This window comes from Enhygromyxa salina (assembly GCF_002994635.1).
GTDB lineage: Bacteria > Myxococcota_A > Polyangia > Nannocystales > Nannocystaceae > Plesiocystis > Plesiocystis salina_B.
Window position 1 is genome coordinate 22,398 of sequence record NZ_PVNL01000051.1, and the last position, 26,318, is coordinate 48,715.

Genomic DNA, 26,318 nt, shown 5'->3' on the forward strand with positions numbered 1-26,318 from the left:
GACCGATGGAGCGCCACCCACGACGCACGGAAGATCTGGTGATCCCAGCCGCGCTCGCGCAGCTGCTTGGGTCGGTGCGGGCGGCGTGCGGCGTCGCGACCCCGGCGGAGCTCGACGTCGATCGTGTGCGCGACGTCGAGGCCGCGATGGGGACCCGCCTGCCGGAGCCGATCCTCGCGCTGCTCGCCGCCGACCTCGAGTTCTTGCGCGATGGCCTGCGCATGGATCTGGGCGAGATCAACGGTCACTCTGCCCAGGCCCGGGAGTCGCGTGCGCGCGGCGACCTCGTCGTGTTTGGTGCCGAACCTGGCGGGCACGTGTTTCATGGGTTCCTGATCGGCGCCCCGGATGATCGTGTCGCCGTCTTCAACACGCATGGTCGCTCGCTACAGTCGTTCGACGTCACGACATGGCTGAGCGATCGCGTGGACCAGGCCGGAGTGGAGCCCGCCGAGGCCCCGCCGCTGCAGGCTCGCCTGGTCCGCGCCGCGCCCAAGCTGCCCGAGGGACGACGCGCGCGGCACCACAAGTGGGGCGTCGGGCGCGTCATGACCGAAGAGGGCACCGGCCCGACTCGCAAGGTCAAGATCGTGTTCCCCGAGGTGGGCGTCAAGGCCGTGGTCGCGCGGTTCCTGGAGTTCTTGGACGACGTGGACTGACGTTCAGCCCGGCGCGGGACCTACCCGGGAGCTGGGTTGATGATCTCGGTCCCCGTGCCGCCCAGATACGCGTAGCTGTCGTATTGATCGTAGCCCACGATGACCACCGAGAACGGTTGGTCGCCGCCATCGAGCACATGGACGCCGTCGCTCACGGGCACGCGGGCGACCTCGTAGCCGCTGTCGGCGACGGACACGAACAGGCTGTTGGAGATCGGCGCGTTGTCGAGCGAGATCGCAGCGCCCGCGCTGCGGGTCAGTACGGCGACGTCGTTGATCCAGGTATCGGGGACCAGCACGACATAGCGCTGCAGCTGCTGCTCGATCGGCGCGATCTGGACCATCGCCGGATCGCCGATCCCCCCGATCGCGTCGCCGCCGGTCATGTACTGGAGCACGGCGATCGGCTTGTCGGCCTGGATCTCGAAGTCGCCGGGGTTTGAGCTGGGGCCGCGCACGTAGAAGGGCAGCATCTGGCCGGCCTGCAGCACGATCTGCGGCGCGGGCAGGCCGACGACCCCGGGGCTGGCGCTGAAGGTGATGGTGGTCGGGCCCTCGGACGCATAGACCTGCCACGCTGCGGCCTCGGGCAGGTTGGGGACCCGCACGGGCATGCGCGACGCGATGAAGTGGGTGCCCCAGCTGCGCACGCCCGCGAGCTGCTCTTCGAGGTGATCGCAGGCCTGCAGGTTGGCCGGCACGAACGCGCACTCGTGGCCCGAGAACACCGCGACCGGGTGATCTTCGTCGCTGATGATCCGCGTGCCGCTCAGGGTCGAGCCCATCAGCTGGGTCATGACCTCGGCGATGTCGCCCTCGTCGAGGTTGACCATGAACGGCACGCCCGCTTGCCCGGCCGGGACCCCGCCTGCGCCCTGGGTGACCACATTGGGAGTGACCTGCACGACGGTGCCGTCGTGGGCGGCGACGATCGTCGCGTAGGCGCCCTGGATGCCGAAGCTGTCCTCGTTGGGCTGCCAGCCGACCACGTGGTGGATATGGTCCCAGGTCGCGGCCGGGTACAGCATCGAGGCGTCGGACAAGAACGACGAGGCGCCGTCGACCGGGTTGAACTGGTAGGCGACGATCGGCACGTTGGCGCTGATCCGGTAGGCGCCCCCAACCCGCTTGCCGCTGTTGTCCTGGTGGAGATCGGGCAGCTCGAAGCTGTGGAGATCGAGCGCGGGCACGACGGTCGGGCCGGCGACCGTGGACCACACGCCCGCCATGTTCTTGCGCTCGACGGTGACGGTCGCCGGGGCGTCGATCTGGACGTTGGACACCGCGACCGCGAACTGGACGGCCTCGGCCCCGTCGTGGGTGTCGAGGTCGACGGCGTAGAAGCGACAGCCGACGGTGCTGGTGCCCTGCTGGGCCTGGCCGCAGGTGGTTGGGATCGTGCCGCTCGGGGGCAGCTCGGCGTCGGGCATGGCGGTGAGATCGAACTTGGGATCGCCGTCGCCGTCGCCGTCGCCGTGATCCTCGCCGTCGCCGTCGCCGTCGCCCGTGGTCTGGGTCTCGGCGGTGTCCTCCGTGCCGAGCTCGCTGGTCTGCTCGGCGCTGTCTTGCTCGCCGAAGGTCAACGTCACGGCCGACCCAGCGTCGGCGCTTCGACCGGTCCCACACCCGAGCGCGCAGGCGCCCACGACCACGCAGGCCTTCAACCTGGATCGCTGCATCGCGCGGGAGTGTACCCTCGCGCGCTCAGATCAGCGCGGGGAGCTCGTGCAGCACGGCCAGCTGCTCGGCCAGGAAGCTCGCGCAGGCGCCGTCGAGATCGGGGCCATGCTCGAGCGCCGCGCCGTCCTTGGTCCGAATGCTCAGCTGCCCCGCGCGGACCAGCGCGACGATCTGGGCCACGAGCTGGGCGTGGTCGCGGGTCCCATCGAGCAGCGGGACCAACACCGCGAGCGGAGCCGCGAGCTCGAACCGACGGTGGTGGCTGGTCGCCAGCCAGCCCTCGCGCGCGGCGGTCAGCCGGTTGAACGCGCTCACCCGCGGCCGGTCGGGGAGCTCGACGGCGAGCGGGGCCGCGTCGGCGCGAGCGGTCACGGCCTTGCGGAGCAGACACTCGATCAGATCCGCGGCCAGATCCGCGGCCAGCCGCTCGCGATCGGGCTCGACCGCAAAGCCAGCCGCACCCACGCGCGCCTGGGCGGCCGCGAGCAGCTCGTCGAACCCCAAGCTGGCCGGCCAGCGCTCACCCAGCTCGATCAGCGCGGCCTTGGTCAGCGACGCGGGGGAGCTGAACCGCGCACCCGTCGAGCTGGCGAAGCCCACGGACAGATCAGGGGCGAGCGAGGGATCCGGCTCGCTCGCGCCGCCTTGCATGCAAAATCGCAGCGACTGGGCTCGCTCGGGCTGCAGGCGTCGCTGCGGGGCCGACTCGCTGCGGCACAGCACGCTGGTCCGAAACTGCCGATTGCGCACGAAGTCCAGGTACTGCTCCATGCTGACCTGATCCGTGGCGATCCGCCCGAGCGTCTCGCGGACCTCGTCTGGCATGTCGCGGTCGACCATCAGGTGCAGATCGCTGTCGCACAGGTAGCGCAGCGGCAGGTGGCGCAGGCGATCAACGAACTCGTGAAAGTACAGCGGCGAGTTGTCGCGCTCGAGGTGCTCGTGAAACAGGTACGCGTCCGACATGCCCTCGATCGTCGCGAGCTCGCGCTGGAGCTGAACCACGTAGGGATCGTCCGCCGCGCCCACGTGCTTGACCGAGCTCGCCACGAAATCCGCCAGCGCGCGGGCCTGCTCGACCTGCTTGTCCGGGCCCTGAAACCGGCGCAGGTGAAACAGCATCATGCGCCGGACCATCTCGCGCATGTGCCAGCCCGGGTACACGTTGTAGCTGACGAACGCGAGCCCGCGCGGGCGCAGCAGCGCCGCCGTCAGCTCGAGGATCCGATCTTGAACCGGGCGGGGGACCCACGCGAACACGCCATGACAGATCACGTAGTCGAAGCTGCCGAGCGTCTGGGCGTCGAGACTCATGATGTCGGCCTGCTGCAGCTCGATGTTTGCCAGGCCAAGCTCGCCGACCAGCGCCCGACCGCGATCGATCTGCACGCGCGAGCGATCGATCCCGACAAATTTGCTGTCGGGCAGCTGCTCAGCCATCGGGATCGAGTTGCCGCCGCTGGCACACCCGAGCTCGAGCACCCGACACCGCGACGGCGGGGCCGGCGACAGCCCAAACAGCCGCCCGAGCACACACAGCAGGTCCGGGTGCGTGTAGGCATAGGCGTAGCTGGTGTACGGGACGCTGTCGTAGGAGTCCGGCATCGCGAGCCACCAGTATCACGCGGAGTGTCGCGGTGTAGACTCGCGGCGATGGCCAACATCCTCATCACCGGAGCCAACCGCGGGATCGGCCTCGAGTTCGCGCGCCTGTATCACGAGCGCGACGATCATGTCGTCGCTGTCTGTCGAAGCTCGTCGCCCGAGCTCGATGCGCTGGGCGTGCAGGTCGAGACCGGCGTCGACGTGAGCGACGGCCCCAGCGTCGCGCGACTCGACGATCGGCTCGGCAAGATCCCGATCGACGTGCTGATCAACAACGCAGGGATCCTCGCGCGGACGAGCCTCGACGACCTCGACTTCGAGTCGATCGAGCGCCAGCTTGCGATCAACGCGATCGGGCCGCTGCGGGTGACCGTCGCGCTCAGGGGTCGGCTACGCTCGGGGTCGAAGGTCGCGATCGTGTCGAGTCGGATGGGCTCGCTGGCCGACAACAGCTCGGGTGGCAGCTACGGCTACCGGATGTCGAAGGCCGCGGTGAACATGGCTGGTGTCTCGCTGGCCCACGATCTGCGGCCGGCTGGCATCGCGGTCGCGCTGCTGCACCCGGGGTGGGTGCAGACCGACATGACCGGCGGGCGAGGGGACACCCAGGCCAAGGACGCCGCCCGCGGGTTGATCGCGCGAATCGACGAGCTGACGCTCGAGACCAGCGGCGGGTTCTGGCATCAAAACGGCGAGCGGCTGCCCTGGTAGCGGGGCCGCTCTAGATGTCGTGCATGCGAACCCCGAGCGGCCGCCGGGCCTCGTCGCGCAGGCCGACGAGCACCGACTCGCCGTCGTCGGCGACGACCAGCTGGCCGTAGCGGGCACCGTCGTAGAGCTCGGCGGTGCCCTCTTCGAACAGGAAGGACTCGGCGCCGACACGCAGGAGGACGCTAGAGCGCCGGTCGTCAGGGGGTCAGGGCGTTTTCGCAGGCGACGTCGATGATCTCCACCGCCTGGTCGAACACCGGGGCAAAGTTGGGCACGCAGATGTCGGCCATGAACCCGTTCATGCCGAACATCGTGGTGAACGTGGCGATGCTCTGGGCCTGGTCGAACCCACAGTTCCCGCCGGGTGTGTTGATGAGCGACACGACGACCACGTTCTCCGGGATCCCCAGCTTGGCGTCGACGACCGCGTCGTACCAGGTCATCGGGCCGCCGAACGAGTTGTTGTCGGGCTCGTCGGTGATGATGATGACCACCAGCAGCGCCTCGTCGCGGATGAAGCCCTCGTTGCACTCGTCGGGATCGCCGTACTCGCCGTTGACGGCGTTGATCATCGCTTGCATCGGGCGCTCGTCGCCGGAGCCCTGGACGCCGACCTGCGCGGCGCAGGCGAAGGTGGTGCCGAGATCGTCCATCTCCGTCATGTAGTTGGCGCCCTCGGCATAGGGGCCACACAGAGAGTTGCTCGAGCTGGAGCCGCCGGTCTGGACGACCGCCGAGCCGATGCTCTGGCAGCCCACCACGTTGGCCCAGTAGTCGTCGGTCGTGGTCACGGCCACGTGAATGCTGTCGACGGTGTCGAGCGTGGCCTCGATCCCGTTGATGAACGCCGGGAAGTTGTTGATCAAGTTGATCTGCTCGTCACCCATGCTGCCCGAGTTGTCGATGACGAACAGGAAGTCGACCATGCCGCACGACTCGTCGTACGGGGGCGAGTCGGGCACGGCCGCGAGGTCGAACTTGAGCGTGGGGCCGCCGCCCTCGTCGTCGTCGTCTCCGTCTTCGTCCGCGGGATCTGGCTCGGTGTCGCCCGAGCTGCTGCTGTCGTCCGTGGTGGTGTCGAGCGGGTCGGTCGTGCTCGTCGTGTCGGCGCTCGACGTGGTCGTGTCGTCCGACGGCTCGCTGGTGGTGTCGTCGGAGATACCGTCGAGTGAGGACACCTCGGCGCCAGGGTTGGATGGACTGCATCCCAGAACGAAGGGCCCGAGCGCGAAGGGGGCCAGGACGCACCCAAGGGTGACTAGCGGGGTGTTGTGTCGCATGCCGGCGGCTGTCTGCGTGTTCATGGCCACGCGGGGATCATACTTCCCACAAATGTTCGAGCGTGACGTGACCCCGGGACTCTCACGGATTCGGGGGCACGAGCAACTATGAATTGTGTGACATAACCTAGCCGGATCCCAACAGCGAGGCCAGGGCGCCCGTGAAGATCGGACACTCGCTGGACCGCCTTCAGCCAGCCGTCACCGGATCGCGTATTAATTGCAGGTCCTCCGATCCGATCGTCTCCGTGGTCCCCCCGATCGGGCTGCGGATGAGGTGCTCGTGGGTCGCCTCGCGCACGGTCGCATCGTCGGCGCCCCCTGCGATCACGCGGACTGTGTCGAGGCCAGCACGCTCAGTGAGCCCCGGCCGCTCCGAAATGGGCAGGCGCGTCATCGCGGCGGCCGTACAGCTTCTGCGCGAGCCATGACCGGCCGCTGGGCCGAGCAGCCGCGACGTCGAGGGCATCGATCCCGAGCTCGGCACGAACGTCGTCGATCGGTCGGTCGAGCCACGACTCGAGCGGCGCGGCGATCAACAGCTTGGCGGCCTTGCCCATGCGCAGCCCCAGCTCGTAGTTGTGCCGGCACTGGCGGGCCTGGCTGGGAGTGGTCAGGGGACCCAGCGTCCGCCCGAGCCAGGTGCCGACGGGGCCCATGGGCGCGATGCCCTGTCCCACCGTGAATCCGAGCACGCCAAACTCGCCCGCCGTGCCGGCGTCGAAACCACACAGCACGTGGTGGAGATCGTGGGTGACCGTGTAGCGGACGGCGTAGGGGTTGTCGCGGAACCGCTCGAGCACGCTCGGGCTGATGTCCAGGTGGTCGAGCCCGTTGTCGCGGAGAAACCGGGCGTACGCGTGGCCGAAGCTGGTCTCGGGCAGGGCGAGCAAGGTCTCGACGTCGACCCCTGGGGCGTATCCGGCGACGTCGCCGAGCTCTTTATTGATCGGGTGGTCGTCGCGCAGCGCCGCGAACTTCATCAGCGCGACATCACCCAAGGGGGCGCCCGCTCGGAAGGCTCGGTACATCTCGATCATCAGCTTGGTGTTCATGTTGGTCTCCTGTGGTCTCTGAGCAGCGAACAGAGGCAAATCTACCCCTCTTACCAAACTAGTCAAGTCGGTAAAATTTTGTTACCCTGAGGTCGATGTTCAACGCAGAACAAGCGCGCGCGCGGCTCGACGCGATGGTCGACGGCGAGGTGGTCGTCGGCAGCCCCGCGCATCGGCGGCGCATGCTGATCTTGGCGGCCGCGACGGAGCTGTTCGTGGCGCAGGGCTACAAGAAGACCGGCGTCGCCGAGATCGCACGGCGGGCGGGGGTCACCAAGCCCACCCTCTACGCCAACTACGCGAGCAAGGCCCAGCTGCTGCTGCACGCGATCGCCAACGAGAAGCGCGCGTACTTCGACCGGGTCTCCCTGTGGCTCGACGTGACGCTGCGCCCGCGCGAGCGGCTGCGGTGTCTCATCGAGCAGTCGCTGCTGCTCGCCCACCAGATGCCGCTGACCTCACGCATGATCCGTGGCGAGCACGACATCCTGCTGGCGCTCACGGAGCTGGACGAGGTCCGGGAGTTCGCCGGCAGCGAGGGCGCGCGCAGTCAGGCGCTGCGTTCGAGCTTTCACGAGGAGCTGCTCGAGATGTTCGCCGCCGACGTCCTGACCCCGGAGCAGCGCAGCGATCGGGCCAAGGTCATCGTCGCGCTGAGCTTCTGCGCCGGGGTCCTGGCCGAGCCGGACATTCGCCAAGACCTCCCGTATGAGCGCGTCGCGGCGCTGCTGGCGACGATGCTCGCGGCCGGGGTCGACACGCCCGAGCCCGACCCCAGCTGAGACTCACAGCCAGTCGATGAACTCGATCAGCGCGTCGCCCTGGGCGTCCACGAGCTCGGCCATGTGCGGCCCGATCGAGTTGGTCTCTTCGTAGTGATCGCCGTCGGCCTCGGTGAGGTAGGGCAGATCCCCGAGCACGAAGTCGTACTTGGGCAGGATGTAGCCGAGCTCGTCGTTGCCCAGGCCGATCAGCCAGGTGTAGGTCGAGGCCATGCGTTGCTTGAGGTACGGACCCTCGGGGGCGGCGCTCAGATCGGGCGGGTTGGTGTTCATCGGGTCGATCAGCTCGACCTCGGTCGTGAACATCTGTGAGCCGTCGTAGCCGCCGACCGCGAGCTCGGGCAGCAGCTCGCCGGGCAGCGTGAGCATCCGAACCGGGCCCAGCTCGATCACGCCCATCTCGGTGCGGACGTGCATCTTGTTGTCTTGCTCGACGACCTCGCGGTCGAAGATGCCCTGCATGAACAGCAGCTTGAAGCCGTCGTTGATGACTTCGACCAGGAAGCTCTGGCTGGCGAACTCGAGCCGCGGGTTCTCGATCACCTCGCCGTTCTCGATCGCGTCGATCGCAATCTCGCCGATCAGCTGGCCGATCGCGTCGGCCTTGCGGTAGTCGCCCGTCGCCCAGGTGTCGCCGTCTGGGGTCGTGGTGGAGATCCGCAGCGGCGTCATCATCCCGCCCAGCGCGCCGCTGATGAAGATCGCGTCGCCGCCGAGCCCCGGCTTGTCGGGCGCCACGTTCCACTGCGAGCCCTGCTCGACGGTCTTGCGCAGGGCGTGGACGTAGTCGGCCGTCATCAGCGAGTTTTCGTCGGCCAGCGACTCGGGGTGGCTGGCGAAGTTGACGAGGGTGACGATCGACTCGCCCTGCGCGTTCTTGAAGTTGAGCACGTCGACGGCCTCGTCGACCACGAAGGGAGCACGGGTGTCGTTGCTGACGTTGCGGATGCCCTTGCCCGGGTCGCCCTGGTGCGCGGTCGAGGCGTCGCCGCGACCGACCGTCAGCGTGGCGACGTCCTCGAGGTCGGCGACCGCCTCGGTGACCGCCGCGGCGACGGTCGTGCGCAGCTGGGCGCGGTAGTCGGGATCGAAGCCGCCAGTCAACACGCCCTGGCCCCACAGGCCCATGGTGTCGGGGCCCTCATGGTTGTGGATCGCGTGGACCACCAGCCAGTCGATCTGCTGGGCGGCGAGGGTCTCGCGGATCGCCACGACCTCGTCGTAGAAGTAGCCGATCGTGTCGAGCGTGACGATTGCGACCCGGGTGTTGCCCTGCTCGAGGACCACCGCGCGGCACCAGATCCCGTCGCCCTCGCCGACCAGACCCAGCTGCTGGTTTCGAACCCCGCGCGTGGGTCGGTTGTTCTGGAAGCCGGCCATGTAGATCGCCTGAAACACGCCGTCGTTCTCGCCCTCGTCGGGGCCGACGTAGCCGGGGTCCATCGGGCACAGGCGGTCGCAGCCGCAGTCGAAGAAGTTGTCCTCACCCTCGTCGAAGTCGCCGTTCTCGGCCACGTCGAACCACGCCTCGTAGCAGGCCGGGACCGCGTCGAGCACCGCCGAGCCGGCCCGCAGCACGGCGCCCTCGACCTCGTCGCACTCGCCCGAGGGGCCGCCGGGGCAGAAGTCTTCGGGCGGCGTGCCGGGGAACTCGTCGTCGCCGTCGCCGTCGCCCGGGTCACCGTCACCGTCGCCGTCGCCGTCACCGTCGCCGTCGCCGTCGCCGTCGCCGTCGCCCGTCTCGCTGGTGGCGTCTTGCGGGGTGCTCGTGTCACCGCAGCCGAGGCTGCCCACGGCCAGGCCGAGGGCGAGCGTCAACGTCGTGCTCAGGTTTGGCGGACAACGATCCAAGCGGCGCATCCGCGAAGTCTCGCACAGCTGGCCGATGCTTGGGTATCCACGCGCGCGTGCGAAACGGCTCAGTAGCCGTGGGCGTCCAGATCGAGCCCAATGCGGCGTCCAAGCGCCCGATTGCCGTCACGATGCAGCTCGAGCAGCGCAGCCCCGAGCGCAGGCGACAGCGCGCGGGTGCGGCCGCCCAACGCCGAGGGGAGCAGCGACGACGGCAGCGCGCGGGCGAGCACGGCCGAGGGATGCCACTCGCGACCGAGGCGGTCACGGATCGCCCGCTTGACCGGCATCGGCACCTTGTTGACGAGCTTGGCGACGCCGGCCGCGAGCGGGGACCAGCGCTCGTTGACGCGCTCGCTGGTGTCGGGGAACACCCGCTGGGCCGGGTCGATCTCGGCGAACGCGTAGAACCGGCCCAAGAACTCGGCGCTGGCTTGGCTGAACAGCTCGAACGGCAGGGTCAGGACCGCGTCGTGGCCCCAGCGCTCGCGGTAGTGCCGGTCGAACGCGTCCCAGTCGAGGTCGCGGGCGTCGACGTTGGGGCCGTTGTATAGCCCGACGTTGTAGCGATCAAACCGGCCGTCTCGGTAGTTGAGATAGCGCTCGATCGAGGTCGAGAACCCGGCTTTGAGCAGCTGCGCGTAGGCTGACTCGACCCAGCGATCCTGGCGGCGCACGACCAGCCAGATCTTGGCGGTTGGAAACACCCGCGCGAGGTACTCGGCGTTGACGGCGAGGTTGCTGTGGTTCTCGATCGGCCAGCCGACGATCGCCTCGGAGCTGATCAAGACCGTGGGCTCACGCACCTGCGCCAGCCAGGCGTCGATCCGCTGGCGGTGCCGGGCGACGTCGATGCAGGCGGCGTTGCGGAACATCAAGTCGAGCAGCAGGCGCTCGATCGGGCCGTCGCTGGGCTGCGCGTAGTGAAGCGGGTGAACGAAGCGGACCCCGGGGAGCGCGGGGAACACCCGGTCTTGAAGGAAGGTGGTGCCGGTCTTGTGGAGCCCGACGTGGATGATGATCTGCTTGGCGCCGCTCATCCTGGCCCAGATAGTGGGCCATACCGGGACTGAATGCGATCGTGAACCCGCTCGAGCGGGAGAAAGCTGGCGAACGCGATCCCCGAGATCGGGTAGGGGAACGCGATGCCCATGGCCGCGAGGATGCCGAGGTGCATGACCCACGCGGCGACCACCCACGCGGCGCGGAGCTTGGAGTCGACCAGGGCCATGAACGCGCCCAGCTCGATCGCGAGGGTCCCGACCGCGAGGCCGCCGAACAGCCAGGGCTGGCGGAGCAGGGGAGGGGACAGCGGCGACGGGAAGGCGCCGAGCCGGAGCTTGCGGAGCGTGTCGTTGGCGATCTGATTGCGGATCGCGTCGCCGTTGACCCAGGCCCAGCCGCCGTTGCTGAGCTTGGCGTAGCCCGCGAGCATGTAGCTGATCGCCACGGTCAGCATCAGCAGCCGCAGCGGCCAGCCGTAGTGGGCGGGGTCGCGCTCGCGCGTACGCTGGGCGCGGGCGTCGAGCGAGAGCGCGTCGGCGGCGGGGACCAGGCTCAGGACCAGCACGTGGACGACCACGAGGTGCTCCGAGTGAGACATATGGCCCCACGAATTGCGGTAGCTGGTGACCCACAGCAGGGCCAGCGCGAACACGGGGGCGGTGACGCGGTAGCGCCAGCCCAGGCTGAAGGCCAGGCTGCCGAGCAGCGCGAGCGCGAGCGTGGCGAGGGCCGCGGCGAACGGCAGCGGGGCGCCCAGCAGCGAGACCACGCCGACGCCCTCGAACCGGTCTGGCTCGAATCGGGCCAGGCGCGTGAACGAGGGCACGCGGGCGAGCAGCATGATCAGGCAGTACAGCCCGACCAGCGCGCGGACCCACGCGAGCCGCAGCGCGGGGACCCCAGCGCGCCACCAGGCGTCCGCCGCGGCCACCCTCCCGGCGGCCCAGCCGATCAGCGCGGCACCGGGCATGTCGCGTGAACTTTGATCGATCGGGGGTTGGTGTCGCCAAAAAAATACGCGGGCGCGTCGTAGGTCTCGGTCACGAACACGATCTGCGCGTAGACCCCAGCGCGCTCGTCGTCGTCGGCGACCCGGGCAGCCACTGCCTCACACAGCGCGCGCCGCCGGCGTTTCCCGCCGCGCTTGGCGGTCCGGACCGTCTCGAACGCGAGGATCGCCCACGGGTCACCGCTGATCAGCGCCGGGCTCAGCACCTCCCGCTCGCCCGACGACGTCACGCCCAGCAAGGTCGGAAACTCCGAGATCGCCGGCCGAGCGGTCGAGAACATCGGGTAGGTCGAGAGTGGGAAGCCGTCGAGCGGGGGCTGGCGAAGCACGGGGGAGAGCATCGCCAGCGCGACGCCAAAGCTGAGCCCGTAGACCGCCAAGGCGGGTTGTGCTCGATCCCTGAGTCGCACGACGTGCGGAAGATCTATCACGAACACGACTACGGCCGACGTGGATTTCATCGGCCGCAGTCAACGTCGCATGCATCACAGGTTCGGGCGCTATTTTATCGAGATGCTCTTGGCCCCTGCGCCCCGGTTGGTGGGCAGGCGCAAGGTCAGCACGCCGTTGTTCATGGTTGCCTCCGCGTGATCGCTGTCGACCTCGCCGGGCAGCATGACACTGCGCGAGAAGCTCCCGTACTTGCGCTCGACGAAGTGGTAATTGTCCTTCTCCTCCCTTGTCTCGCTGCGTTTCTCCCCTTTCAGCGTCAACACATTATCGTGCACGCTGATCTGCACGTCTTTGCGATCCACCCCGGGCAGCTCGGCCGTCACCGTGAGGTACTTGTCGTCCTCCTTGATGTCGAGCGCTGGCATGACCGAGGACTCGCCGAAGCGCGGTTGTCCGGGACTGAAAAAGTCTTCGAACATCCGGTTGATCTCCTGCTGGAGACTCGTGACCGTGCTGGGGACACTCTGTTGACGCCATGGCATCAGGTTCATGATGGTTCGCTCCTTTCACCCACAGCCTAAGGACGCGGCTCTAGGTTCCAAACGAAGCATCTGCCGGCGGGCGGGCCGAGCCGGGCAAAAAGCACGCGGGAGCCCTCTGCGCCGCGCTCGCGACCGAGGCGGGGGCTCACGGGTTGGGCGGTGACATCAGCAGCTGCGTGGCCGCCTCGCGGCCGGCCTCGAAGTCGATGCCGCCCGCGAGCTCGAGCACCTCGACGCCGTCGAGGTACTCGAGGTAGCGGCCGATGTCCCGAGACGCAGCCTGGGTCGGCGCTGGCAGGTAGAACAGACCCGGGGTCTTGATCAGCGCGGGCAGCAGGTCGGTGCGCTGGCGCAGGTTGACGCGCCTGGGGATGCACTCGCCGCCGTCGCGGGTCCAGTTGAGCAGCACCAGGCCGACCAGGCGCCCGCGCAGCAAGAACCGCTGGCCGGGGAAGCAGGTGCCGATCAGCCCGTCGAACTTGTGCTCGAGCTCCCACAGCTCGTCATCGGAGAGCGCTTGAAACTTGGCTCGCTCGGCGTCATCGAGCACACCCCGAAGCTTTGGATTGGCGAGGATCGTGCCAGGGTTGATGCGCGGGTGCTTGGGCACACCCTCGATCTCCACGTGGCCGTGCGCGTCGGCGGGACGGATCATCACGCGATCGTTGCTCAGGAACTCGAGCTGCGGATCCTTCATGAGGTGCAGCGCCAGCGTCGACTTGCCCATGCCCGAGCGCCCGGCGATAGCGATCGTGTTGGGCAGCGCGGCGTCGCTTGGCTGGTGACACACCGCCGACGCGTGACCGAGCAGCGCGGCGCGGTGCAGCGACCACTGGATCATCCGGTTGTTGATGAAGTTGACGATCTGGTTGGGATTGGCGGTGCACGGGCCGATCGCCAGGTGCTCGTCGCAGCTGAACATGAACCACATGCCGGTCCGCAGCTTGTGGATCACCCGGCCATCGGCGACGTCGAAGAACGCCTCTTTGGGCCCGCGCGCGCCCGGCTTGTACTCGCCGATCGTCATGGTCCGAAACCCGCTGAGATCGGGCGGGTCGGCCTGGAGCGCCGTGATACGGGTGATCTCGCCCCAGGCCTGCGCGGCCTCGAAGCTGTCGGCGGCGAGCGGCCGAAAGTCGCTGAAGTACTGGGCCAGCGCGGTCAACAACGCCGGCTCATTGGTCTCGACCCAGACCCGAAAGCCATCGAAGTCCCAGCCTAGCCCGCCGCGGATCGGGTACTCGTTGCGCAACAGCGCGACGCTGTCGACGACCTTCACGACCCGATGGGTGGCCAGATGATCTCGTGATTTGCTGGGTTCAGACATGCTTCACCGCCGAGCGAGTGGGAGTGGTCGTGGACGAGGACGTGGACGTGGGCTTCGGACGCTCGCGCTCGAGACAGCTCAGCGCGTAGTCGACGTAGCGCCCGGCCGCGTCGATGTCACAGGCTTCGAGCAAGCCCCGGAACCCGCCAAACGCCGAGACCTCGAACACCTGGGGTCCGGCCGGGGTCTCGACGACGTCGACGCAGGTAAAGTCGAGCTCGAACAGCGCCTGGGCCCGATGGGCGAGGGCGATGATCTCGTCGCTGGCTTGGTGGGGCTGATACTTGCCGCCCTTGCTCGTCGACGTGGTCCACGAGCCGCCGCTGACCCGCGCGTAGGTCGCGAGGTACTCGCCGCCGAGGAACACCACGCCGAGGTCGCGGCCGGGCATGTCGATCAGCTGCTGCAGATACATGACCGGGTTGTCGCGCGAGAACGACTCGACCTGGGCGCGCAAGCTCGCCGGGTCCGTCTCGGCGCGGAGCACCAGCATGCCGCGGGCCTTTGACGTGTAGAGCGGCTTGGCGACCGCGGCCCCGTAGCGGGTGATCGCGGCGATCGCCTCATCGACGCTCTCGGTGATCGTGGTCGGCGGCATCGGGATCTGCCCGAGCTGCAGCTCGACCGTGCACGCGAGCCGATCGATCAGCGACCGCATGGCCGCCGGCCGCGAGAACACGCGCACGCCCGCGCGCTCGAGCACCCGCAGGATCTCGACCCGATCGAGCGCGTCGGGTGAGTACTGCCGGGCGATCTTCTTGACGATCACGCCGTCGAGCTCACGCAGATCGAACCCATGGTGGTCGACGCGAGCCGTGCTGGCGCCGTCGCCGAGCTGCAGGGCCACGTCCTGCATCTCGATCAGCCGCCGGTACCCCGTCCGGGCCTCGACCGCGTCGAGCAGCTGATCCGTCGACCAGCCGCCCTGAATACCGACAACGGCGATGCGAGCGCCGTCCGAGTCGCGAATTGGAGAGTTGGGTTGGCGGTTCACGAGAATTGGGGCTCTACGGGACCAGTGTCGCCAGATCAAGGGTGAACCCAGACCAGTCGCCAGCTTCGTCGACGATGTCATGGGTTTCACGGTACGCCAGCAGTTGTTCAATCAGGTAACAGGAGCGCAACATCATCGTGCGGCTGAAACTTGGATCCATCACGAACCGGGTCGAGGTCAGCAACGAGCGGGCGAGGCCGAGGGCCAGGCGTGCATCGAAGGACGCATCTGCGTGAGCATCAGCGAATTCGCGCGCGAACGCGTAGAATTCGCGGCTGACCTGATCCAGCCGGCGGCGCGGCCCGGGATCGAAGATCTTGAGCCGGAAGTTGGACACGATGAACACCGACACGTCCTGGAGGTAGTCGAACGGGCGCGACCGATGCAGATCGATCAGGTGCACGCTGCGCTGCGGCAGGTTGACGATGATGTTGTCCGTGTTGAAGTCGCCGTGGATCAGCACCTGAAACGGCGCGACCAGCAGACTGTCGAGCACCTGCGCCGCGTCGAGCAGGGTCTCGAACCCGGGCACGCTCAGATCGCAGATCCGCGCGGCCTTGGTCCGGAACTCGGGGTGGACCTTGAACACGTCGGGCAGCCGGCTCGACAGCTGGCGCACGAAGTTGGGCGTGCACGGGGTCCGCTCGAGGGTCTGGTCCCAGACCCGGCCAATGGTCTCGATGACCATCGTGTACGCGCTGGTGCAGACCCGCCCGTCGGAGTCGAGCATGATCCGCTGAAAGGTGTCGCCCTGCAGGTACTCGAGCAACAGCGAGGCCTTGTCGCCGTGATCGTGATAGCCAAACACCCGCGGCGGCAACCCGGGCTCGAGCTGTTCCCAGCGCTCGAGCGCCAGCTTCTCCTCCAGCACCTTGGTCGTCCGCCCCTCCTTGAACACGACCGATCGCTTGCTCGAGTCGCGGGCGTGGAGCATGCCTATACGGCTGCCCGAGCGGGTCTCCCAGATGCCCTGGTAGTCGACCTCGGACAGATCGAGGCCGACCGGGACGTCGTCGGCTCGGGCGCTGGCGTTGGCGAGCGTCTCTTGCAGCGCCTGAAACTCGCTGACCCGCAGCTTCTCGCCCACGGTGGCGAAGATCGCGGCCTCGCCGATGTTGAGCAGCGCGTCGCCGGTCCGCTCGAGGTAGCGATAGATGAACAGGGTCGTGACCAGATCCTCGGGAGCTTGGCCCGCGCGGAGATCCGCCATGATCTGGTGAAACACCGCGAGGTAGAGGTCATCGATCTCGAGCTCCGCGCGGCAGATCTGCAGGGCCAGCGACATGTCGCGGCGAAACAGCGCGTCCTCGACGATCGCCAGCCCAGCAAAGATTGCATCGAAGAACGGGGTCGCGTCGAAGCGATGCAGGGTCTCCAGGTTCGCGAGGTAGCGCAGCTGGCCGACGATGTTGACGCCGAAGTCGGCGACCCGCTCGAGGTTGTTGGTCGCGACGTTGATCGCCCGGATCAGATCGACCGTCGCGTCGTCGAGATCCTCGTTGGTCAGCAGCCGAAAACACTTGTTCTCGATCATGCTCTTGAGGTTGTCGACGTAGTCGTCGCGCGCGACGATCTTGGCCATGACCTCCTCGCGCGGATCGACGAGCATGAGTCGCGTGTCGTCGAGCAGCTTGGTGACCTCGAGCGCGATGAATTTGAAGTTCTCGCGGACGCCGGCGATCGCGTTGGCCTCGGAGCCGCTGGTCACGCGCGCGGGCCCGCCTTGATCTCGAGCGCGTCCGTGCTGGGCTCTTCCTCCTCCTCGCGCCACTCCAGTTTGATCCCGAACCGGACCCGGCCGGCCTTGCGCTTGGCGTGGATCTCGAACTCCAGCATGCCGTCGGGCTCGAGCGCGAGCATGTGGTCGGCCGTCCCGAGCTCGATGTGGCCCGCCTCCAGCCCCGCCGTGAGCGCCTGCAGGTACTTCACGATCGACCGCCGGTCTTGCACGGATTCGTGCCTGAACTTATCGTCTGCTGCCATCGGTGCCCTTTGTACATGGCTGTAACAACCTTGACCCCGTGACGCCAGGGGCCGGGGGTGACTATCATGTGACGGATGTCCTCGGATCCACCTCCGCCGCCGCCGAAGGTCACCCGTCACGTGCAGCCGCTCGGGCCCAGGGTCCTGGTCCGTGTCATCAAGGATCCCGACCGCCTCGACTCGGGGCTGTTCTTGCCCGAGGGCGCGAAAGAGAACGCCCGGCAAGCGCTGCTGGGTGAGGTCGTCGAGGTCGCGCGGACGATGCCCAAGGTCGCCTACGAGTTTGGTCCAGACGACGACGACCATGACGACGACGACGGCGCCGGCTTCGGCGCCAACGTCAGCGGCATCCCGCTCGGCGCCAAGGTGTTGTTCGGCAAGGCCCGCGGGCTGGCGGTGCCGTGGGACGACAGCCTACGCGTGGTCGACGTTCGCTACTTGCTGGCGATCGTCGATGAGATTCCAGAGGACGAGATTCAGTGACAGTGTTCACGCCTGCGCGGCTGGGCTCCGGCGCGCTCACGGTCGGGATCGGGCTGTGCGGGTTGGTGTCGATCGGCGCCCCTGGGGCCGCGCACGCCCAGGACCCGGTCGCGCAGCACCGCGAGCTGGGCGACGGCGTCGACCGGCCGATCCACGATCTGTCTGGCAGCGGCGACGCGAGCAGCATCGAGCTCAACCCGGCGCTGATCAACGCCGTCCGCGGCCTCGACATCACCCTGCTCGGCTACCAGACTCTCTACGAGTTCTCGCGGGGGGCCGGGTTTGGGGCGTTCGCGGCGCTGAACCTGGGGTTCGGCTTTGCGCTCGGGGTTGGGGTCCAGGCGCTCGAGCCCGGGTTCAAGGCCAGCCTGTACGACGCCGACGTCGGCCACAACCGGCCCACGACCAAGCTCAGCTTCGCGCTGGCGCTGGGTCAGGGGGAGTGGGGCAGCGTCGGGCTCGGCGTCCACGGCGTCCGCCGCCAGGGCGATCCGCTGCGTCCGGCCCAGGTCGACATTGGCACGGCCCTGCGGATCACCAACTACGCCAGCTTCGGCGCCGTCGCCCGGCTTGCCCCCGGCGGCCTGCGCGACACCAGCTTTCGGCCGACTTTGGATCTCGCCGGGGAGCTGGCCCTGCGCCCGCTCGGCAACCACTGGCTCGAGCTCGCGGGCGGCGTCACGGCACGGATCGATCAGAGCCTCGAGCGCGGGTTCGGGGGGTTCACGCTCAACCACGATCTGCTGCCCCACGGGCGCATCGCCGTTCGCTACCACGGCCTCGAGCTCGCGGGCGAGGCCCAGATGATCCAGGCCGACGTGCTCGACGAGGACACCCTCGACATCGTGCGACAGACCACCGCGATGCGCGGGGGGGTGTCGCTGGCGATGGCCTGGGACTACGCGTCGATCGGCGTGGGCACCCACGCGGGCCTCGGCGGCGGGATCGACGGCATCAGCTACAAGGCCCGGTTCACGACCGCGCGCCAGGGCCGGGTCTACTGGCAGCGCCTGGTCGACGCCGAGCAGATCGAGCTGGCCAGCATCGGTGATCAGCGCTCGTTGATCGCCTGGCTGCGGCAGGTCGAGCGGGCCGAGGCCGCGGGCGAGCGCGCGGTGTTGGTGGTCAAGGCCGACGGCTTCGGCCTGGGGTGGGGGGCCGCCCAAGAGCTGCGCGACGCGCTGCGACGGGTCCGGGACGCGGGCGGTCACGTCTACGCCTACGTCGAGTCGCCGGGCCTGGCCGACTACTGGATCGCGAGCGTGGCCGAGACCATCTACACGCACCCGGCCGGGCAGTTCGACACCGTCGGGCTCGGCAGTCGCCGGCTGTACTTTCGCGACGCGCTCGCCAAGATCGGCGTGTCCGTCGAGGCCGTGCACGTCGACGAGTACAAGAGCGCGCACGAGAATTTCACGCGCAGCGATCGCAGCGAGCCGGACGCCGAGCAGCGCACCGCGCTGCTGCAGGACACCTGGGAGGTCGTCGTCCACGACATCGCCCAGGCCCGCGGGCTCAGCAAGGCGCAGGTTCGCGAGCTGGTTCGCGACTCACCGCTGGGGCCCGAGCAGGCGGTCGAGCGTGGGCTCGCCGACGCGGTGATCCACCGCGATGAGCTGAGCAAGCGCCTGTCCGACGATCTCCAGGCCGAGGTCTCGCTCCGCAGGTTCGCGCCGACCGAGCCGGACAGCCAGACCTGGGGCGAGGCTCCGTACCTGGCGGTGGTCCTGGTCGAGGGCACGATCGTCGACGGCAAGAGCCGCAACATCCCGCTGCTGAACATCGTGATGACCGGCGGCGATCAGATCGCCGAGACCCTGCAGCAGCTCCGGGCCGACAGCGCGTGCAAGGGCATCGTGCTGCGGGTCGACAGCGGTGGTGGCTCGGCGTTCGCCAGTGAGGTGATCTGGCGCGAGGTTCAGCGCACCCACGAGGCCTGGAAGCAGGATCCGCGCAGCTCGCCTGGGATCGTGGTCTCGATGGCCGACGTCGCGGCCAGCGGCGGGTACTACATCGCCGCGGGCACCGACAAGATCTTCGCCCAGCCGCTCACGATCACCGGATCGATCGGCGTGGTGTTCATGCACTTCGACGTGTCCGGGCTGCTGAAGATGCTCGGCGTCGGCATCGATCGGCTCGAGCTCGGGGGCGCCGGGGTCGATATGAACTCGATCTGGCAGCCGTGGTCCGGGCCTCAGCGGGCGAAGATCGACGCTGCGATCGATCGGGTCTACCAGCTGTTCTTGCAGCGGGTGTCCGACGCCCGCGGCATGACGAAAGACCAGGTTCACGCGATCGCCCGCGGGCACGTGTGGTCCGGCAAGCGCGGGAAGGACATCGGGCTGGTCGATGAGCACGGGGGCCTGCGCGAGGCGCTGGCCGAGGTCCGCTCGCGCTCGGGGGTCGCCTCGTATTCGCAGCTGCAGGTGCGGGTGCTGCCCAAGCGGTTGACGCTGATCCAGATGGTCTTGCGCGGGGCGGGGTCGCTGATCGCTGAGCCCGTCGAGCGCTCGGTGTCGATCAAGCGAGCCGAGGCGGAGGGCAAGCTGCCGTTGGTGTTGGATCAGGCGCTCGCGCGCTTGCCCATGTCGATCTTGTTTCTGCCCCAGGATCAGGCCAGCGTGATCATGGCTGGCGAGATCGAGATCCGGTAGCGGTCGGCGATAGCGATCCGGGGTAGGAGACGAACCGTCGGTCCCTGTGGGGATCTGGCGGTTCGAGCTCCGTTCGACGCGTGGAGCCGGCCTGGTTGCGTGGGCGTGGTGCATCGTGGCCATGCGTTCCTGTTCTTCGGTCGCGTCGTCATCGGGACCTTCGATTACCGTGACGACGGCTCGCTCAGCGATGCACCTGCACAATTGAGCGCCTCATAGTCGCTACGGGTCACGGCGCATCCAATTTGTGTCGCACTTCGAAGGTGGTTCCGTCGCGCGTGTAGCGAATGATGGACGTCTCGGCGTCTCGATCGACGATGAGTTGAGCGCCAACGAGATCGTCGTAACCTGGCCTGAGCCGGCCATACAAGTTCTGGATCATATACTCACCCGACTCGAGCGGCTCGAGCGAGTCCGGGTCGTCACAGCGGTCGATGCAACTGACGAGTTGAGCCGTGCCCATCACCAGCACGAGCGCGACAGCGAGACCACTTGAGCACGAGCGTGTAGTTCGAGGCTCAACCCCGGCCCCTCGAGCACGAACAGTGATGGAAAAACCGAGACCCCCTCGGAAAACTTGCAAGAAGCGCCCCGATGGAGGTCTCGTCTTCTCGTCCTGCAAGACAGAGAAGACGACTAGTGTGGCATGACCTCCTGCGCGACCCAAGCCTGTACATCCACCTCCTGCGCATCGACGCTGACCTCTACGCCGAGGCCCGCGCCCGCGGCTGCCCGCACTGCGGGGCCCCGCTGCACGCGGCCCACTACCCCCGCAAGCCCCGCGGCGGTCCGGCGGAGCTCCCACCCGGCTACGACCTGCGGCTGAGCCTGTGCTGCTCGCGCGACGGCTGTCGCCGACGTACGACGCCCCCTCGGTCCGGTTCCTCGGTCGCCGCGTGTACCTGGCCGCGATGCTCGTGCTGGTCAGCGCGATGCAGCGTGGCTGCCATCGTCATGTGATGGCGAAGCTGCAAGAGCTATTCGGCGTGAGCCGGCGGCTCGCCGGGCGCCTGGCTGGGCGGCTCGAGCATCGAGACATCTGGTGCACCGCGCAGCCCCGATCCGGAGTGGTCCTGGCGATCCCCACACCCGCTGATCAGCACGCCACACGCGGCGATGGCCACGCTGATCAACCGGTGAAGAGCACCCATCCTCGAGGCAATCTGCCACGCTCGGCACCCCGACGAAGTGCCATCCGCATGAGTCGAGCCCGCAACTTTTCTCGTCGTTTCGTACGAGGCTGAGCCCATTGTGCGTTGGCTCGACGACCCTCTGCGACACGCGCGCTCGGGCTGCATGGCCTTCGGGCTGACGGCGCTGCGCTTGGCCACGTTGCAGCTCGTGTTTGACCAGTTCGACGGACCGCCGGGGCGCGCCGTGTTGCTCGACACGTTGGAGTTTCACCGGAATCCGTCGGTGCGGGCTGTCCCGGCACCGGGTTTCGCGGCGCCATATCTGATTGACTCATCGTGCAATCGCGGTGGTCGCTGGTCGTGCTAGACTAAGAATAGGCTGGAGCCGTGGCCGAGCGCTGTCATGCTGTGACGCAAATACAACGGGACTCGAGCCAGGCCATTCTGGAGCCGCCCTTGTGGTCGAGTGCTACTTCACTAGCGTGACTCGTCAATCCCACAAATCGGCGACAACACTCAGGGGACAATGACATGATGCGACACACGAGCATCGGAGCAATGGCCGTTGGGGGTGCGTGTCTCGCCGCGCTTGCGCTGACATCCTGTGGCGCCAACCCGCCCAAGGGGTCGCAGGAGAACAATGTGCAAGGTGACGGCGATGGTGATCCGGGGGACGCTGACGGCGACCTTGGCGACGGCGACGGCGACCCTGGAGACGGAGATTTCGGCGACGGTGATGGTGACGGTCACGAGCCTCCCTGCGAGTCCATGCATGAGGGGATGATCTGCATCCCGGCGGGGCCATTCATCATGGGCTCGAATGGGTTGGGGTTTCTCGAAGAGCGCGAGATCCCCGAGCAGATCGTGTATCTCTCGCAGTTTCATATCGACCGACACGAGGTGACCTTTGGAGAGTATCGGCTCTGCGTGGAGGCGGGGAAGTGCTCGCCGCCGGCCGTGGAGGACCCGAACAACGACTTGACGTTTGGATGCCGCTGGGGAAACGAGGGCATCGACGCCTATCCGGTCGCCTGTGTGGACTGGCTGCAAGCGCTGGAATACTGCAACGCGCGGGGCGCCGAACTACCCACCGAGGCGCAGTGGGAAAAGGCCGGGCGCGGCACCGACGGGCGCGACTACGCGTGGGGGAATGAAGCGCCCACCTGTTTCTACGCCAGCATGGCGAGCGAGCCGGTCTGGGGCGAGGAGCCGTTCGAATTGTGGGGATGCGGTACCGGAATGCCGGAGCGTCCGGGGAGCCACTCGCCGCAGGGTGACAGCCCGTACGGCGTTCAAGACATGGTGGGGAACGTCAGCGAGGTCGTCGCCGACTGGCTGGGGCCTGGGCAGAGTAACCTTGGTACAGACCCCACCGGTCCCGACAGCGGCCCATTCAAAGTTCAGAAGGGAGGCTCCTACGTAGCCACCCAACTGTACGACTCCAATGGCGGGTACTTGCACTTGGCTTGGCGGGGTCAGGGCGGTGGGCCGCTCCCCGGAGCTCAACTGGGGCCCGACACCGGGTTTCGTTGCGTCATTTCCGAATAGCTGTTTGTGCGCTATCACTCGGCTGCGTTCGATGATGTCATGTGTCATGAGAGGGAGTCCGCCGTGGTCGGGTGTTGTCTCGCGGTGACGCAAATACAACGGGAGTTGAACCAGGCCATTCTGGAGCCACGCTTGCTGTCCGGTGCTAGTTCAAGAGCATGCCTCGCCAACCTCGTGTCTCCTCGCGTTGGTCGATCTCTCGCCTCGTGGCATTCGTTGCATCCATCGCCATGGGCTCCCTGCCCGGCATAGCTTTCGCTGACAAAAAGAAACTGATTGATCACGGGGATGGGACATGGTCGATCGCTGTGCACGCCAACTTCCCGCCCGAGGATCTTGGCGCGTTGGAGGTGACGAGCGACGACGCTGATAATTACTGCGATTTCTTTCGTGAGGGGTCTCGGATTCTCTGGCAAGTCACAAACGGACAGCACTACTTCGATTCTGTCACGTTCGGCTACGGCGCCAGCGAGAGCGACGTCTTCTTGAGCCATGGTCAGGGAAAGTCGCACGCGAGCCCCCACGCGATCAGGATGAACTTCCACTCGCCCAAACCAGCGGGGACCGAAACGATCGGCAAAACCCTCGCCCACGAGTGGGGACACTACTTCTACGGTCTCCCCGATGAGTATGCCACATCCAGCGATCTCGGGCTATGCGCGGACTCACGCTACGCGGCCTCTAGCGAGACATGCACGGGCTTTCCGAGTTCGAGCTGCTCGAGCGGCGCGAGGTGCATCCGCCATCGGGCATGCGTAAATGAGGGCGCTGACATCACACAAGCTGGCACGTATGATGGTTGGATCATCGGAACGGGTAGCCCGTCCCAAGATGTGATTTCGAATCTTGGAATCGTGTCTGCCGATCAGTGCGCGGCGGCGGGAGGGGACAACATGGAGCACCCGGTCTGCATCCTGTATGACCCCACAGGGGTGCACAGCAGTCCATTTGGCGGCCCAGAGTTCTGGCCAAACTGGGGGGCCAACTGTCTCGACCACGACCAGTGCGAAACCGCGTTCGGTCGCAACGATGGGCGGTGCTCTGCCGTCCTGAATGCCATCTGGGAGCGCCCCGTCTGCGTCGGCGAGTCCACCTGCATCATGGCCGACGGCGCCAAGCGACGTTGGTGCGACGCCAACACCCACATCCACCTCGACCCCAAGACCGGCGCCAGCCTCTCCCAGCACTGGGGCGTGCTCGGCACGGTCCTCAACCACTACCCAACCCCCTGGTCCAGCGCCGAAGACTTCAACTGTTGGGACCAAGCCAAGCTCGAGTGGAGCAGCCTCCAGTTCAATGGCCAATACGACGACGACATCGGCCTCCCGCCCAACGAGGGCGACCCCGACTTCTGCACCTGGAACGTCCCCGACTACACCGACACCGAGAACCTCGCGGACTGGTCGATGGTCATGATCGACGCCTCGGGCTCCATGGGTCAGGACGCCAACGGAAACCCAGGCTGGACCTACGCGGTCGACGGGGGCGAGTACTTCAATCAGGTCGCGGTCAACAAGCAGACCAGCGCGGGCCTCTATGCGTGGGGTGACGATCTGTGGGCAGTAAAGTCGGCGACCGAGATCAACGGGGCATGGGTGCCAAACCAAGACCTCGCCCTGGGCACCCCGGTTGATCTCGCTCCCGACAATGTCGCGGTCTATCGCCCCGAGATCGACACCTATGTCAACGCCAAGCACCACACGAACCTGTGCGCCGTGCTCGAGGGCGCCAAAGCTGCGTTCACGCACGCCAAGGCCCCGGCCGGGGACCGCGAGGTGGTGCTGCTCACCGACGCCAAGTTCACCCGGGTCGATCCCAAGCACGATCCAAACGGTCCAGCCGGCTGCCGCGGCGTCGAGACCTGGATCGTGAACAAGCCTGAGATTGCGGCGCAGATCTGCGCGGAGGCGGGCATGCGCGTCAACGTGATCACGACGGGCGCCTCACCTCGGATCGGTCTGGCGAGCTGGCTCGCCGAGAGCTGCAGCGGCTGGCACTACTACGCGGGCGACGAGCAGGCCGCAGGCGGTTCGCTGCCCCACGCGGCCAAGGTCTACGAGGCCGTAGCGAAGGCCGTGGTGGCCGGCGACGTCATCGCGCTGCACGAGCGCGCGCCGCTCGTGGCCACCATGACCACCGAAGCTCGAACCTTCGTGGTGCCCGCGGGGGCTCGGGCGCTCGACGTGGCGTGGCTCGGCAGTCCGCTCGTGGTCACCGGCGAAGGCACCGATCACGCCTTCAACAGCCTGGGTTTTGAGCTCGAGTCACCAACCAGCATTTTATATAGTCATCCAATTGGAGATTCGAGCGAGCACGAAGCGCTCTATCGTCGAATGGAGGTCGACTCACCGGAGCCGGGCCTGTGGACCATGCGACTCGACACGAGCCAGCTGTCCTCGACTACCCGAGCGAAGCTGGATGTCGGCTGGGTGGCCTCGGTCGTCGAATCGGGCTATTCGCCTTTCACCTGGGTTGATCGACCCGTGTGGGAGCTCGGCGACGACGTCACAATCTCCACCAACGTCATCAAGGCCGGCGCCGCAGTCGGCGGCATGCAGGTCGCGTCCCGGCTGTCGGCGGCGGGGCATAGCTGGTGGATTCCCATGTTCGATGACGGCGATCACGGGGACGGGCTCGCCGGTGACGGCGTGTACGCGGCGGTCTATACCCCGATGATCGAGGGGCCCCACGCCGTCAAGGTCGACTACGAGATCGTCGCTGGCGTCAGCCACACGATCCCCGGCGACGCGATCTTCGGCGCGGGACCGGGGCCCCAGATCCTGAGCGACGCCGCGACGCTCGTCGCTCACGCTTCGTTCGCGGTGCAAGACGGCCCAACCGGCCTCGTGCGCGCGGACTTGCCAGCGCTGGGTACCGGCGACACCCACCAAGATCTCAGCGCGACGATTGAGGGCATCTTCTTACCAAGCTCCGGAACGATCGTGTCACTGGGAGAGGGCGTGGCGGTGCATGATCTCGAGGTGACGTGCCTGAGCTGTGATGATGACGCGGAGGAGCTCGACCCCGCGGCGCTCGTGTACAGGCTGCGATTCGACGCGGACGTGGCCACCGACGCGCCCCTCACAAAGCGCGACTTGCTCGTCGAGATTGGCACGGCCGACTATCGCGACGAGGGCGCGACGATGGTCGTGCCGGGGGACCGACCGGCCAGCGGCAACAGCGGATCGGTCGCGCTCGGGTATGGCCGCGAGCGCTCGAGTTTCACGGCACGAGTCGCGGCCGTGGGCCCCCGGGCGCTCCGATTTATCATTCGCGTCGCGCAGGGCATCGTCGCGGATAGGTGACACGCGTGCCGCCACGCTTTGCACGTGGCCGCCTCACAGCAGCGCCTCTGTCAGCGTCAGGTGCCGTAGACCAGCTTCGGCGGCGCTGCGCTGATCGGACGCGCTGCCACGCGCCCGTGTCGGGATCGATGACGATGCGCTCGAGTGGTGATCGTCGCGGGCGCACGGCGGCGTAGCCGCCTGAGTCGAGCCCGCAACTTTTCCCCACGATCCCTACGAGACGCAGTTCATTGTGCGTTAGCTCGACGACCCTCTGCGACACGCGCGCTCGCGCAGCACGGCCTTCGGGCTGGCGCCGCTGGTGAGCGACGCGCTAGCG

At 67.4% G+C, this 26,318-nt stretch carries 24 protein-coding genes; 8 read left to right on the top strand and 16 right to left on the bottom strand.

The window, feature by feature from the left end; translation table 11 throughout:
• Positions 1 to 5 precede the first annotated feature (5 nt).
• Positions 6 to 659 (top strand): hypothetical protein, encoded by a 654-nt coding sequence (locus ENSA7_RS12960; protein WP_106089587.1) that lies wholly within the window; start codon positions 6 to 8, stop codon positions 657 to 659.
• Positions 660 to 679: 20 nt separating this feature from the next.
• Here ENSA7_RS12960 and ENSA7_RS12965 read toward each other — a convergent pair whose 3' ends face one another.
• Entirely contained in the window at positions 680 to 2,338 is a 1,659-nt protein-coding gene (locus ENSA7_RS12965; protein ID WP_146157641.1) for an IgGFc-binding protein, read from the bottom strand.
• A 25-nt stretch (positions 2,339 to 2,363) separates the two neighbouring features.
• The gene (locus ENSA7_RS12970) at positions 2,364 to 3,944 is read right to left on the bottom strand and encodes a methyltransferase regulatory domain-containing protein (RefSeq protein ID WP_106089589.1); all 1,581 of its coding nucleotides are present in this window, start codon (positions 3,942 to 3,944) and stop codon (positions 2,364 to 2,366) included.
• 48 nt (positions 3,945 to 3,992) lie between these two features.
• On the opposite strand from ENSA7_RS12970, the gene ENSA7_RS12975 reads away from it, so the two are divergent.
• Positions 3,993 to 4,655: an SDR family oxidoreductase gene (locus ENSA7_RS12975; RefSeq protein WP_106089590.1), complete on the top strand. Its 663-nt coding sequence runs from the start codon at positions 3,993 to 3,995 to the stop codon at positions 4,653 to 4,655.
• A 197-nt stretch (positions 4,656 to 4,852) separates the two neighbouring features.
• Here ENSA7_RS12975 and ENSA7_RS12980 read toward each other — a convergent pair whose 3' ends face one another.
• The 3 genes from ENSA7_RS12980 to ENSA7_RS12990 form a co-directional block, all read right to left on the bottom strand.
• Positions 4,853 to 5,959, bottom strand: coding sequence for a vWA domain-containing protein (locus tag ENSA7_RS12980; protein WP_106089591.1), 1,107 nt, complete (start codon positions 5,957 to 5,959; stop codon positions 4,853 to 4,855).
• A 166-nt stretch (positions 5,960 to 6,125) separates the two neighbouring features.
• Positions 6,126 to 6,332, bottom strand: a complete 207-nt coding sequence (locus ENSA7_RS12985) for a hypothetical protein (protein ID WP_106089592.1) — start codon at positions 6,330 to 6,332, stop codon at positions 6,126 to 6,128.
• Positions 6,292 to 6,990 (bottom strand): Coq4 family protein, encoded by a 699-nt coding sequence (locus ENSA7_RS12990; protein WP_106089593.1) that lies wholly within the window; start codon positions 6,988 to 6,990, stop codon positions 6,292 to 6,294. Before ENSA7_RS12990 ends, ENSA7_RS12985 begins: the two co-directional genes overlap by 41 nt.
• A 95-nt stretch (positions 6,991 to 7,085) precedes the next feature.
• Here ENSA7_RS12990 and ENSA7_RS12995 point away from each other — a divergent pair, with 95 nt between their 5' ends.
• Positions 7,086 to 7,772, top strand: a complete 687-nt coding sequence (locus ENSA7_RS12995; RefSeq protein WP_106089594.1) for a TetR/AcrR family transcriptional regulator — start codon at positions 7,086 to 7,088, stop codon at positions 7,770 to 7,772.
• Between the two features lie 3 nt (positions 7,773 to 7,775).
• Here ENSA7_RS12995 and ENSA7_RS13000 read toward each other — a convergent pair whose 3' ends face one another.
• The 9 genes from ENSA7_RS13000 to ENSA7_RS13040 all read right to left on the bottom strand — a co-directional run bounded on the left by ENSA7_RS13000 (position 7,776) and on the right by ENSA7_RS13040 (position 16,876).
• Positions 7,776 to 9,590, bottom strand: coding sequence for a neutral/alkaline non-lysosomal ceramidase N-terminal domain-containing protein (locus ENSA7_RS13000; protein ID WP_146157642.1), 1,815 nt, complete (start codon positions 9,588 to 9,590; stop codon positions 7,776 to 7,778).
• Between the two features lie 101 nt (positions 9,591 to 9,691).
• Complete coding sequence (locus ENSA7_RS13005) at positions 9,692 to 10,663, bottom strand: sulfotransferase family protein (RefSeq protein ID WP_106089596.1); 972 nt, start codon at positions 10,661 to 10,663, stop codon at positions 9,692 to 9,694.
• Positions 10,660 to 11,598, bottom strand: a complete 939-nt coding sequence (locus ENSA7_RS13010) for an HTTM domain-containing protein (RefSeq protein ID WP_106089597.1) — start codon at positions 11,596 to 11,598, stop codon at positions 10,660 to 10,662. Before ENSA7_RS13010 ends, ENSA7_RS13005 begins: the two co-directional genes overlap by 4 nt.
• Positions 11,580 to 12,017, bottom strand: coding sequence for a hypothetical protein (locus ENSA7_RS13015; protein ID WP_106089598.1), 438 nt, complete (start codon positions 12,015 to 12,017; stop codon positions 11,580 to 11,582). The genes ENSA7_RS13010 and ENSA7_RS13015 overlap by 19 nt, the downstream gene beginning before the upstream one ends.
• Before the next feature lie 120 nt (positions 12,018 to 12,137).
• Positions 12,138 to 12,581 (bottom strand): Hsp20/alpha crystallin family protein, encoded by a 444-nt coding sequence (locus ENSA7_RS13020; RefSeq protein ID WP_106089599.1) that lies wholly within the window; start codon positions 12,579 to 12,581, stop codon positions 12,138 to 12,140.
• 136 nt (positions 12,582 to 12,717) lie between these two features.
• The gene (locus ENSA7_RS13025) at positions 12,718 to 13,899 is read right to left on the bottom strand and encodes an HprK-related kinase B (RefSeq protein WP_106089600.1); all 1,182 of its coding nucleotides are present in this window, start codon (positions 13,897 to 13,899) and stop codon (positions 12,718 to 12,720) included.
• Complete coding sequence (locus ENSA7_RS13030; RefSeq protein ID WP_244923784.1) at positions 13,892 to 14,893, bottom strand: GAK system ATP-grasp enzyme; 1,002 nt, start codon at positions 14,891 to 14,893, stop codon at positions 13,892 to 13,894. Before ENSA7_RS13030 ends, ENSA7_RS13025 begins: the two co-directional genes overlap by 8 nt.
• A 13-nt stretch (positions 14,894 to 14,906) precedes the next feature.
• A complete protein-coding gene (locus tag ENSA7_RS13035) occupies positions 14,907 to 16,601 on the bottom strand; it encodes a PhoU domain-containing protein (RefSeq protein WP_106089602.1) in 1,695 nt (564 codons plus the stop codon).
• Positions 16,598 to 16,876, bottom strand: a complete 279-nt coding sequence (locus ENSA7_RS13040) for an amphi-Trp domain-containing protein (protein WP_106089603.1) — start codon at positions 16,874 to 16,876, stop codon at positions 16,598 to 16,600. The genes ENSA7_RS13035 and ENSA7_RS13040 overlap by 4 nt, the downstream gene beginning before the upstream one ends.
• 75 nt (positions 16,877 to 16,951) lie before the next feature.
• Here ENSA7_RS13040 and ENSA7_RS13045 point away from each other — a divergent pair, with 75 nt between their 5' ends.
• The gene (locus ENSA7_RS13045; protein ID WP_244923785.1) at positions 16,952 to 17,359 is read left to right on the top strand and encodes a co-chaperone GroES; all 408 of its coding nucleotides are present in this window, start codon (positions 16,952 to 16,954) and stop codon (positions 17,357 to 17,359) included.
• Positions 17,356 to 20,013: a signal peptide peptidase SppA gene (gene sppA, locus ENSA7_RS13050; protein WP_181233696.1), complete on the top strand. Its 2,658-nt coding sequence runs from the start codon at positions 17,356 to 17,358 to the stop codon at positions 20,011 to 20,013. The genes ENSA7_RS13045 and sppA overlap by 4 nt, the downstream gene beginning before the upstream one ends.
• A gap of 229 nt (positions 20,014 to 20,242) precedes the next feature.
• Here the strand turns inward: sppA and ENSA7_RS13055 are convergent, their stop codons facing one another.
• The gene (locus tag ENSA7_RS13055; RefSeq protein WP_106089606.1) at positions 20,243 to 20,485 is read right to left on the bottom strand and encodes a hypothetical protein; all 243 of its coding nucleotides are present in this window, start codon (positions 20,483 to 20,485) and stop codon (positions 20,243 to 20,245) included.
• 167 nt (positions 20,486 to 20,652) lie between these two features.
• On the opposite strand from ENSA7_RS13055, the gene ENSA7_RS13060 reads away from it, so the two are divergent.
• Positions 20,653 to 20,973 carry a hypothetical protein gene (locus tag ENSA7_RS13060; RefSeq protein ID WP_106089607.1) on the top strand — a complete coding sequence of 107 codons (321 nt, stop codon included), beginning with the start codon at positions 20,653 to 20,655 and terminating at the stop codon, positions 20,971 to 20,973.
• A 17-nt stretch (positions 20,974 to 20,990) separates the two neighbouring features.
• Here ENSA7_RS13060 and ENSA7_RS43595 read toward each other — a convergent pair whose 3' ends face one another.
• Positions 20,991 to 21,164, bottom strand: coding sequence for a hypothetical protein (locus ENSA7_RS43595; protein WP_181233697.1), 174 nt, complete (start codon positions 21,162 to 21,164; stop codon positions 20,991 to 20,993).
• A 540-nt stretch (positions 21,165 to 21,704) separates the two neighbouring features.
• Between ENSA7_RS43595 and ENSA7_RS13070 the strand changes: the two genes are divergently transcribed.
• Positions 21,705 to 22,694: a formylglycine-generating enzyme family protein gene (locus ENSA7_RS13070; RefSeq protein WP_181233698.1), complete on the top strand. Its 990-nt coding sequence runs from the start codon at positions 21,705 to 21,707 to the stop codon at positions 22,692 to 22,694.
• A gap of 1,100 nt (positions 22,695 to 23,794) precedes the next feature.
• Positions 23,795 to 25,999 (top strand): choice-of-anchor X domain-containing protein, encoded by a 2,205-nt coding sequence (locus ENSA7_RS13075; protein ID WP_146157643.1) that lies wholly within the window; start codon positions 23,795 to 23,797, stop codon positions 25,997 to 25,999.
• Positions 26,000 to 26,318: the final 319 nt, after the last annotated feature.